The sequence below is a fragment of the Desulfovibrio sp. genome, assembly GCF_035644575.1.
Classification (GTDB): domain Bacteria; phylum Desulfobacterota; class Desulfovibrionia; order Desulfovibrionales; family Desulfovibrionaceae; genus Desulfovibrio.
In genome coordinates this window covers 1-10,573 of the sequence record NZ_DASQOG010000178.1, presented here as the reverse complement: position 1 = coordinate 10,573, position 10,573 = coordinate 1, and the positions used below count along the sequence as shown (strand labels likewise).

The 10,573-nt window shown below is 61.2% G+C and carries 9 protein-coding genes; 3 read left to right on the top strand and 6 right to left on the bottom strand.

The window, feature by feature from the left end; all coding sequences use genetic code 11:
- Positions 1 to 222: 222 nt before the first annotated feature.
- From VEZ52_RS10295 to VEZ52_RS10285, 3 genes are read right to left on the bottom strand one after another with little or no spacing between them, the layout of a single operon-like run.
- Positions 223 to 1,902 (bottom strand): NAD+ synthase, encoded by a 1,680-nt coding sequence (locus VEZ52_RS10295; protein ID WP_324836727.1) that lies wholly within the window; start codon positions 1,900 to 1,902, stop codon positions 223 to 225.
- Positions 1,903 to 1,920: 18 nt separating this feature from the next.
- Entirely contained in the window at positions 1,921 to 3,795 is a 1,875-nt protein-coding gene (locus VEZ52_RS10290; RefSeq protein WP_324836726.1) for a UbiD family decarboxylase, read from the bottom strand.
- Entirely contained in the window at positions 3,792 to 4,322 is a 531-nt protein-coding gene (locus VEZ52_RS10285; RefSeq protein ID WP_324836725.1) for an NUDIX hydrolase, read from the bottom strand. The genes VEZ52_RS10290 and VEZ52_RS10285 overlap by 4 nt, the downstream gene beginning before the upstream one ends.
- 156 nt (positions 4,323 to 4,478) lie before the next feature.
- Between VEZ52_RS10285 and VEZ52_RS10280 the strand changes: the two genes are divergently transcribed.
- Complete coding sequence (locus VEZ52_RS10280) at positions 4,479 to 5,018, top strand: MarR family winged helix-turn-helix transcriptional regulator (protein WP_324836724.1); 540 nt, start codon at positions 4,479 to 4,481, stop codon at positions 5,016 to 5,018.
- Positions 5,019 to 5,092: 74 nt separating this feature from the next.
- A complete protein-coding gene (locus tag VEZ52_RS10275; protein WP_324836723.1) occupies positions 5,093 to 5,740 on the top strand; it encodes a class I SAM-dependent methyltransferase in 648 nt (215 codons plus the stop codon).
- Positions 5,741 to 5,752: 12 nt separating this feature from the next.
- On the opposite strand, the gene VEZ52_RS10270 is transcribed toward VEZ52_RS10275, so the two are convergent.
- Positions 5,753 to 6,505: an L-threonylcarbamoyladenylate synthase gene (locus tag VEZ52_RS10270; RefSeq protein WP_324836722.1), complete on the bottom strand. Its 753-nt coding sequence runs from the start codon at positions 6,503 to 6,505 to the stop codon at positions 5,753 to 5,755.
- Here VEZ52_RS10270 and VEZ52_RS10265 point away from each other — a divergent pair.
- Entirely contained in the window at positions 6,504 to 6,977 is a 474-nt protein-coding gene (locus VEZ52_RS10265) for a 23S rRNA (pseudouridine(1915)-N(3))-methyltransferase RlmH (RefSeq protein WP_324836721.1), read from the top strand. The genes VEZ52_RS10270 and VEZ52_RS10265 overlap by 2 nt on opposite strands.
- A gap of 180 nt (positions 6,978 to 7,157) precedes the next feature.
- Here the strand turns inward: VEZ52_RS10265 and VEZ52_RS10260 are convergent, their stop codons facing one another.
- Together VEZ52_RS10260 and VEZ52_RS10255 are read right to left on the bottom strand one after the other, a co-directional pair.
- Positions 7,158 to 9,647 carry an STT3 domain-containing protein gene (locus VEZ52_RS10260; protein WP_324836720.1) on the bottom strand — a complete coding sequence of 830 codons (2,490 nt, stop codon included), beginning with the start codon at positions 9,645 to 9,647 and terminating at the stop codon, positions 7,158 to 7,160.
- A gap of 142 nt (positions 9,648 to 9,789) precedes the next feature.
- Entirely contained in the window at positions 9,790 to 10,485 is a 696-nt protein-coding gene (locus VEZ52_RS10255) for a 16S rRNA (guanine(527)-N(7))-methyltransferase RsmG (protein ID WP_414649512.1), read from the bottom strand.
- Positions 10,486 to 10,573: the final 88 nt, after the last annotated feature.

Below are 10,573 nucleotides of genomic sequence, written 5' to 3'. Positions count from 1 at the left end.
CGATGCAAGGGCCGCAGCCTCGGTAATGCGAACAATGTCCAGAGCCAGATTTTTCTCCGGTGCTTCCGCCATGATATCCTCCACTCAGATCAGCGTTGTGCAACACACTGCTCTTACCCCAGTGCGTTGCGGGCTTCAAGGGAAAACCCCCGCCCTTCGGGGCGAGCCATGCGGCAACTCTTTTGCCGCACAGCCCTTTTCCATACTTCTTTTTTATACAGCCTATTTATTGGGCAGGCTGAAACGCCCGGCAACAGGCGTCTGCCAGCCGCCGCCAAAGGGCATGCGGCTCATATAAAGCGACAAAGGCTCCTGACGGCGCTTGAATTCAGCCCTGAACAGCTTGTCGCGCACTTCCATACGCGCTGCCGAAAGCGGGCCGGATTCCGCCTCCGCAGGCTGCAACAGATCTTCCAGAATCGGATCCAGATCCTCATAGGGCAACAGGCTGTCCGAATCTTTCTGACCGGGGCGCAGCTCCGCAGAAGGAGCCTTGGTGAAAATTTCATCGGGGATGATCTCTGCCCCGCGATGGGCGTTGTACCAGCGGCCAACGGCATACACCTGAGTTTTTGTCAGGTCGCCGATAACGGCCAGCGCGCCCACGGAATCGCCGTACAGGGTGCAGTAGCCCATGGCCCCCTCGCTCTTGTTGCCCGTATTGAGCACAAGGGCGTTGGCCCTGTTGGCCAGCGAGGTGATGAGCGTGCCGCGTATGCGGGCCTGCACGTTTTCAAAGGTTACGTCGCCGGGCTTTTCTTCAAAAAGGTCAAGGCCGGGCTTGAGCGAGGTGGCAAAAGCATCCATGAGCGGGCCGATGGGCAGGGTCACGGTGGTGATGCCCAGATTTTCCGCCAGCTTTGCGGCGTCAGTCAGCGAACCCTCGCTGCTGTGGGGCGAGGGCAGGAGCACGCCGGTGACGTTTTGCGCGCCAAGGGCCTCCACCGCCACACTGCACACCAGAGCGGAATCCATGCCGCCAGAAATGGCCACGATGCCCTTCTCCACCCCGCACTTGCGCACAAAGTCCCGTGTGCCGAGCACAAGGGCGCGCCAGTAATCTTCTTCAACGCAGGCGGCCAGAGGTTCCGGGGTTTTTACTGCACCCTGCCCGCGCGCGGTATCCACCACAAGCACGTCTTCTGCAAAGGCCTTGCCGCGAGCAAGCAACTGCCCCGTGGGGTCAAAAACCAGGCTCTGCCCGTTGTATACGCGGCTGTCGTTGCCGCCCACCATGTTCACCGAAAACATATGCACATGATGCCGGGCCGCCACATGCGAAAGCAGGTGTTCGTCCGTTTCCTGCGCGCCCACGCTGAAGGGCGCCGCCGCCATGTGCACAAGCGCGTCCACGCCGCGTTGCACCAGTTCCATCAGCGGATTATGCCCGCTGGCATAACGGGTTTTCCAGAACGAAGCGTCTTCGCTCTGGGCATCTTCGCACAGCACAACGCCGATGCGCCAGCCGCCCATGGTGACAATGCCGCACGAAATGCCACGGTCAAAATAGCGGGCGTCCTCATCTGTGGATTCGGCCACGGTGTTCTGGCCCTGATTCTGATACACCTTGCGCGAAACAACCTGCCAGCCGCCCTTTTCAACCAGCACTGCCGCGTTGGAAAGCAGGCCCGAGGCATACACGCTGGGCACAGGCGCGCCCACCAGCACAGAAGGGCCGTCCTTGAGTTCGGCGGCCATGATATCCAGAGCCTTGAGGCAACCCGCCGCAAAACCCTGAGCGCAGAGGTAGTGGCCGGGGGCCACGCCGCAAAGCGCCAGCTCCGGCGTAACGCACAGGTTTGCCCCTGCTGCGCCTGCCTGACGGGCGGTGCTGATGATACGTTCCAGATTTCCGGCCACGTCGCCGGTAACGGTATTGCACTGCAAAAGGGCGATTTTCATGCCGATGCCTCCCCCAGGTTACAAGTAGTTGTGTAAGGGGCCGCCCGGCGCTGCCAGGGCTTCCACCTTGCGTATGACCGCCGGTTCCTCTTCCAGTGGGGGGGCATGGAAGGGCTTCAGGCGTGCGTCGATGACCAGCGGCGCTTCGCACGACCAATGCCTGGCCCGTGTGGCGGCATGAGCGCCGTACACGTCTGTGGCCGGGTCTGACCGGGTGAAGGCCACCCACAAAAAATTATCCAGATTTGCGGCGCAAAAGTCCGCATCGTCCGCCACTATCACAAGCGGGAAGGCCTCGCGCCCCGGCCACTGGGCCAGAGCCTGCGCAAGCGCTTCCATCTGCGGGTCGGGCTGGCTGCGATCAAGGGCATGCCTTGGCCCGCCAATGGCAACAAGGCCGGGGCCGCACACGCGCACCGGGCCAAAGCCCTCCGGCAGAGGCGTCAGGTCTGCGGCGGGGCCGGAAAGTTCGCAGCCAAGCTCCCGCCGCTTTTTACCGGCAGAGGCCCACACAAGCTTGGAGCCTTCGTTAAGGGCGTTGCCCGTGTAGTCCAGCGTATCATTGGTGCTGCGGGTGATGAAGTGCAGATCGCGCGAAAAATCAACCCGCTCCAGCAAATGCCGCAAAAAGGCGGGCACATCGCGGGCGGTGAGGCCCGGCGCGTCTTCATGCGCCACAAGAAAAACATACTTTGCCAGGGCCGTCTGGGTAGTCCCGAGCAGGTGCAGGCCCGCAGTGATCAGTTCGCGCGGGCGGCGCTCATCCTCATAGGGCGTATAGCGTTCGCTGCCCACGGCCAGCAGCAGCGGGTGCACCCCGGCTGCGTCCACGGCATGCACATCGCACACTCCCTGAAAAACCTGCGGCACCAGCGGCCCGGTGAGTTCGTGGATAAAATCGCCAAAGACCGTATCTTCCTGCGGCGGGCGGCCCACGGCGGTAAAGGGCCAGATGGCCCCCTTACGGTGATAGACGGCGTCCACCTTGAGCACAGGAAAGTCATGCGCGAGGCTGTAATAGCCCACATGGTCGCCAAAAGGTCCTTCAGGCTTGCACTGGGGCAGCACGTGCCCGCTGATGCAAAAATCCGCCTGCGCGAGCACCGGCAGGGGCAGACCCGGCACTGCGGCCATCTCCGTGCGCCTGCCGCCGAGCAGTCCGGCAAAGCGCAGTTCAGAAAGCCCCTCGGGCAGGGGCATGACCGCAGCCACGGTGAGGCTGGGCGGCCCGCCCACATAAATATGCACGGGCAGGGGTTTGCCCATTTCGAGCGCGCGGGCGTGGTGCGCCCCTATGCCCCGGTGAATCTGGTAGTGCAGCCCCACCTCGTCCGCCGCGTACTCGTTGCCGCCAAGCTGCACCCGGTACATGCCGAGGTTGGAGGCGTCCGCGCCGGGCTTGGCGGGGTCTTCGCTGTACACCAGAGGCAGGGTAATGAAGGGGCCGCCGTCCATGGGCCAGCAGACAAGCTGGGGCAGGTCGGCCAGTTTGCACTGGCATTCCAGCACCGGGGCCGCTGCCGCCGCCTGTTCCGCACGCACCCGGCTCACGCTCGGCAGCATATTCAGCAGGCCCGGCAGAGCCTTGAGCGACTGCAGGGGGCGTTTCATGGCTGCTGCGGGGTCGGCCTTGGCGGTCAGCACAGCCTCCACCGCAGGCAGACTGCGACGAAAAATAAAATGCAGGCGCTCACGCGTGCCAAAAAGATTGGAGAGCATGGGAAAGGGCGTGCCCTTGACCCTCGTAAACAGCAGGGCCGGAGCCTTGGCGCGAAAGGCGCGCCGCTGGATGGCAGCCAGTTCCAGATGCGGATCGACCTCGGCGTCAATGCGCACCAGATGGCCATTGGCCTCAAGATCGGCCACGCATTCCTGAAGATTGCGATAACTCATGAATGCGTCCCTTCCCCGCTGGTTCCGGTTGCTCCGGCAACCGCGTCAAATGATGGCTGTATGCCGGCAAGCGTTCGCTTGCCAGCGAGCATTGCCTTGAAATCCGCCAGAATCTGCGCATGGTCAAAAACCAGCGGCTGCGGCAGGGCATCAAGAGGATAAAAGGCCGCATGGGCCGCATCGTCCCCGGCGCGCAACGTCTCTGGATTGCGCGGCCTGCCTGTGAAAGCCACGGTCAGCGTGTGCTGTCGAGGGTCACGGTCAGGCCTGGAATACACGCCCAAAAGCCCGGTCAGCTCCACGTCCAACCCGGTTTCTTCACGCATTTCGCGCACTGCGGCGGCTTCCGCGCATTCGCCCTCTTCAATAAAACCGCCCGGCAGGGCAAAGCCCACGGGTTCATTGGCGCGGCTGATGATGACCACCCCGCGATCAGGCGAATAGATAACCACATCCGCCGTGGGCGTGGGATTTTTGTAGCTGGAATACGACTTGCCGCAATGCGGGCAGACAACCTGGCGTTTCATGCGTTCTCCGTATGGTTCGCGCCATTGTGCGCAACTGCCGCATACTAAGCCAGCATGCCCCGCGCCGCAAGCGCGGGAAACAAATGCCGCTGTGCAGCTATTTGCCGCCTCCGCACGGCGATTGACAAAAATGTATGGATGCCATACTAAAAATCCATGAAAAATGACTGCCATAAAAAAACCGCCGTTGAACTGCGCATCCAGAAATCCATGATCAAAACTCTGGGGCATGCTGCGGCCCACTCTACGCGCAGCGCGCAGGTCAGCATCTCGCTGCTGGGCATAGTGACCCGGTTTTATGAACTTGAGCGCCAGTGCAGCAAATTCAGTACAGATGTGGACATCCACCTGGCGGAAATTCATACCATCATGGCCATCTACAACAATGAGGGCATCCATGTGGGAGGGCTGGCCGAGCTATTGGGCGTTACCAAGGGCAGCGTTTCGGAGCTGTTGCGCCGGCTGGAGCGTAAGGGGCTGGCCTGCAAGGCCAAGGACCCGCTGAAAATGACCCGCCTCAATGTGTTTTTGACGGAAAAAGGCAAAGCAGCGCATGAACAGCACATGGCTTTTCATTCACAGCTTGATTGCATGGTGGATGATGCCATGGGAATACGCAAACAGAATGAAGTCGCTGATATTGCAGATTTTCTCGAAAAACTCCTTGCGAAGCTGAACTCGATGGAGGTCAAGTAGGCTTATCTGGTCATTAATGTTTGGCATCCATACGTTATCCAGACAGACCGAACTTCGGTCACATGCGAGGTATTATGAACACTGACAAGGGTACTGCCTTTAACGGTCTTGTTTCTGGACAGAACTACGATTTTTTTGCCCGACTGTTCGGGCTGAATGCGTCTTTTTATGAGGCGGCGGTCAAGGGTTTGGCGCTTGGCCCGGAAATGTCGGCTCTGGATCTTGGCTGCGGCACAGGCTCCCTGACTTTTGCGCTTGCCGCGCAATCCTCGCCCCGATGCCGCATCCATGGCCTTGACCTTGCCGAAAACCAGATCGCCCGCGCACAACACCGCCAGAAAGAATATCCCAACAACCTTCATTTCAGCGTAGCGTCCATGGACGAGGCATGCTTTCCTGATGGCACGTTCAATATCATCATGACCGCCATGGCGCTGCATGAGGCAAATCCCCAAACGCGGCGCACCGCCATTGCCAATGCCTCGCGAATGCTTGCCCCTGATGGCATTTTTCTGCTGGTGGATATTGGACGCCCGAGGATGCGGGGCCTGGGCCTCTTGCTCTATCCCTTTGTCATGACTTCGGCAAAACATAGGGACGGCCTGACTGAAGCTTATGCTGACATCTGCGCCGCGCACGGCATGTCACGGCGTGAAGACGGATATTTAAATTCTCTTGTGCGCAGGCAGGTTTTTGTAAAAAACGCGGCCACCGCAGCGTAGCCCGTCTGGAGGTCACTCCAGAGCAAAACCTGCGGCCTCAAGAGCGGCGGCACTCACAGCACCGGCCCGCACTATCCGCAGCCGCCCTGCCCCCCCAGCCCCACCGCTCAACGGCTCCACCACGGTTGACGGCAAACCGCCTGCAGGCAGCGGCCCGCCAAGAGCCAATGGCAGGGAAGCTTCTGCTTTTGGTGTCTGTGACGCGCATCCGGAAGAACACGGCATGTTTTGCGCCATGCGGCGCAAGGCTTCCAGCAAGGCCGGATCAAGGTCGCCTGGCGAGCATACGGGCGCACCGCCGCTGAGGTTGGCGCTGCTTGCCGTAAGCGCGCCGCCAGCCTGCTCCGCCAGCTGTGCAGCCAGCGGATGCGGCGTCACGCGCACCGCCGCAAGCCCCTGCCCGTTGACCAGCGCCGGGGGCAGACAGGGGCGGGCGGGCAGCAAAACCGTGAGCGGGCCGGGCCAGAATGCCAGAAGCCTCTGGGGCATGGCGGCAAGTTCCGCCACGGCGTCCACCTGCACAGCATGCGCCGCCAGCAGGGGCAAGGGTTTGTGGACGGGTCTGCGCTTCAACTGATACACCCTTGCCACGGCTTCCGCGTTGGCGGCAAGGCAGCCCAGCCCGTAGAACGTTTCCGTAGGAAACACGAGCACGCCGCCGTTGCGCAAAAAGCGCGCCGCAGCCGCAAGCTCCATCCCGGCATCCGGGCTGGAGCGGCGTACAGACGCGCCACCCGCCATATTTAACGAAACATGAGAAGACATGACTGGCAAACCCTTGAAATACATAAGTGTGGGCAAACTGAAAACGCCGTTCTGGAAGGATGCCGCAGCCCACTACACCACGCGCATCACCCGCTGGCGCAAGCTGGACATAACCGAAGTGCGCGACGGCGATTCCGCCCTGCCGCAGGATCAGCGCAACGCCCTTGAAGGACGCCGCATCATTGAGGCCCTCGACCCGCAGGACATAGCGCTCGTTCTTGACGAACGCGGCCAGCACCTCACCTCGCCCCAACTGGCAGATATGCTGCGCCAGATGGATCACGACGCCCGAGGCAGAGCCTGCTTTATCGTGGGCGGCGCGTGGGGGCTGGATGAAGCCGTGCGCCAACGCGCCAGCCGCTGCATCAGCCTTTCGCACATGACCCTGCCGCACGAGCTGGCCCGCGTGGTGCTGCTAGAGCAGCTTTACCGGGCGGAATGCATCCTGCGCAAGGTTCCGTACCACCACTAGGGTCTGTCTCTGACTAATTTTTTTGTCCAACTGGCTGCGTCAAAAGGTTATTTTTACTCCAGTCATGTGCCGTAAGAGTACACTTCTTTCGCAAAAAAAACTTTTTCCTTGCCCTTGGCGCAAAATCATCCAGTTAGACTGCCCTTGATTGCACATGCGACGGCCCGCAAGCGCGGCCGCCTACAGAACTTCGTAAATTCTGGCGAACACGTTGTCGTACACCAGCTTGAAATAGGGCGAAACGCGCGGATCCTGCGGATCACCCACCAAAAGCTGCACCATCAGCGAATTGTACAGGCCCGCATCCATGGCAAGCTTTTCGTCCGTTACGCGGTTGAAAAGAAAGTTGATGTTGCGGCGCTTGGAAAGAAATTCGTGCTGTTCCTCGGGCGTTGCCGAGGGATGCGCGTCAAACCAGTCCTGAATATAGTTGCGGCGCGTCACGCCGGTCTCTTCAAACACGCTGATGGACGAGGCATAAATGGCGCTGCTGTTGCCCTCAAGCCGCACCTCGCCCGAATCGAGCTTGTAGGCAAGGGCCTGCGGCACGATGGAAAGCGCCCCGCCTTCGCCCGCACGGGTAACAAAATTCCAGTTGCCGAAATTGCTTATCCAGAAGCCAAGCCGCAGCATTTCAAAGCTCACCACCACATAGAGCCGCCCCTTGTTCTCAATGAGCGGGGTTTCGGGCGAGCGCAACTTGTCCATGAGGGCCTGCGCGCCTACACCGTCCAGGCCTTCAAACACATTTCCCGGCTCGTTGCCGCACTGGGCCGTATAGCGGATGACCTGACGCGCAAAGCGCGGATTGTCGGTGGCAAAAACCGCTGCGGGCAGATAGAGGGACGGCCCTGCATGCTGCGCGCCATCAGCAATGGTCTGCCGCTGGGCAAAATGGTTGGCGGCATAGCCCCAGTCCCACCACAGCCAGAGCATGGCATCGGGCGGGGTCATGGCCTTGGCGCGCGAAAGGGCTTCTGCGTGCCGGCGGTTGATGATTGGCCCCTGCGACATGGCGGGGATCATATCGGCAAAGGGCGCTACCAGCAGGGCCAGCAACACGCCGCTGGTCAGGATGCCCGCCACTGCGCCGCGCAGATCCACGCGCAGCAGCCTTTGCAGCAGCCAGTAAAAAGGCAAGGTCAGTCCAATGGCCATGATGGGTGCGCCAAACATGACCATGCGGCCCCCCATCTTGACGCTCAGGATGCCCAACGCTGCCAGCGGCAGCAAAAAGAGCGCGCCCGGGCGGCGTATGGCTACCAGGGCAAAGCCCAGCAGACCAAGCACCGCCGCTTCCATCCAGGGATGAAAGTAGGGAAAAATCTCGATGATGCCCAGATCCTGCACTTCAATGATGGACTGCGCCACCGAGGGATATTCCAGCGAAAGCCCGCCGCCAGTGCTCTTCACATCGCCAGAATGTTTCACATAGGCATTGATGTGGTTCACAATGGACGTAAGAATTTCACCCTGAAGCATCAAAAAGCCCACGCCCGCCAGCAGAAGAGCCAGCAGCCAGGGGCGGCACAGCAGGCGGCGCAGGCGGTAGCCTGTCCTTGTGCCCGCAGCCAGCAGCAGCAAACTGAAACTGAGGCCCCACGGCCCAGCCAGCGTAGGCAGGGCGTAGGCCATGCTGCCCAGAAGCAGCAGGGCGCGCCGCCCGCGCGGGGCCATCACCATGCTCATAAAGGCCAGCAAGGCCACATTGTAGCGGATCAGGTACGGAAAAACAGAATGCCATTCCTGCGTCCACCATGAAACGACGCCGGAACAGCCAAGCAGCACAACCCATTGCCAGCGCAAGGGATTGCCCATGTGCTCCGCCTGTTTGAGGCGCGGCGTCCAGTGGCCCTCGGGCTGATTGCGGGAAAAAAGGCGGCGCAGGTTCATCACGCCGGAAGTCATGGAAAGACGGCGCAGCACCATACCCGGCAGCAGCATGTAGCGCATGGCCCAACTGGCCGGGGCAAGGGTCATGAGCAGGGGAAAGAACAGGGTTACGAGGTCGGTATCGTAAAATCCCAGCAGGGTGCGGGCCAGAAAACCCGGCGCAATGGACGTGAGTATGCCTGCGGCAACGCCAGCTTCAATGCTGCCCAGCGCCCACACCCAGGCAAAGGCGATAACAGCCACAAAGCTCGCCAGCAAGGCAGGAAACCAGAAGGCTACCGCAGCGGGAGAAGTGCCCACAAGGTCGGACATGGCCTTGAGCATCACAGCCATGGGATGCCCCACGGCAAGGCCGAAATCTTCCGCCCCAGCCACCCATGTATAGGCATCGTGCGTGGCCAGAAGCCACTCGTTGCCAAGGCGGTATTCCGGATTTTGCCAGCAGGGCCATTCCAGCATGCGCAGGGCAAAGGCAAGGGCAAGCGTCACCAGCCCCCAGAACAGCCCTCGCGCCCAATACCGCCCGGAAGGCAGCGAGCGTTTGCCGCTGTGCAATCCTGCGCCGCCAGTGGGCAACAGAGTCCCGCCGTGTGCGGCATGCGAGGCGGCGGGCTGCTCCGCACAGGCTGATTCCGCAGCAGGCAGCGCTTCCGATTCGGGTTGCGGCTGCCCAGTGCGCCGGGTTTCGTCCGCATCGTTTCCGGCAGGCGCGGCGCTGGCAGAGGCATGGGCTGCGGGGTGCATGGCGTTCTCCGTAAGAATCATGGTCCTGTTCATACAGGCATGCAGATGGCGACAAAAAACTGTGCGGCGGTTCCTGGGCAATTAACGCGCAGAACAACCCCCTGCGCGGTTCGCCACAGAGCTTTCGGCAGGATTTGCGGGCAAATCCTTGTCAGAACATTCAGGTATACGTGCTCTAGCCAGCCCGATGCGTTGCGGCATCGTAGGTCAGCCGCTCGTCTCCGGCGCTGGGAGCAAGCGCCCAGAACCATCGCCCGTGCCCGCCAACAACATAGGAGTGTTGCTCCACAAGACGCCAGGGCGCTGGCAATTCGCTGGGGGCTGGCTCAAGCGCCAGCACGACCAGCACGCCGTTATCGTGCAGCCTGGGGCTGGCGAGGTCAAGCAGTTGCCGCCAGGGCATGAAGGCGCGGCTCAGAATGCAGTCCGCCTTGTAATACTGCCCCTGAAAAAAATGCTCCACCGGCCCTCTGAATACATGGGTGGAGGGCAACTGAAGGCGGGAAAGTACACTGGAGATGAACAGGGCGCGCTTTTCGCGCACTTCTATCATATAATATGCGCCGCGCGTCCAGGCCATACGCAGGGGAATGCCCGGCAGGCCTGCGCCCGCGCCAAGATCCCAGCACAGGGGAGCTTCGGGCAAATTGAGCTTGTCCAGAAAACCGGCCAGATGAAAACTGTCCATCGCCAGCCGGGTAAGCATATCCTGCCAGGTGTGCGGGCCGACCAGGTTCATGGCCTTGTTCCACTGGCAGAGCATTTCAAGATATTCCGCCAGCGGCTCCAGGGCCGATTGCGGCACTTCCGCGCCCGAGGCCGCCGCCAGACGCGCCAATTCCTTTCTGTCAACCGATTGTCGCTGCATGATCCTTTCCTGCGCTTGTTCGCCCGTTGCGGGCCTTTCCGGCGTTTCTGCCGGGTTCACTGTCATATCCCCGCAGACCGGGACTTGCAAG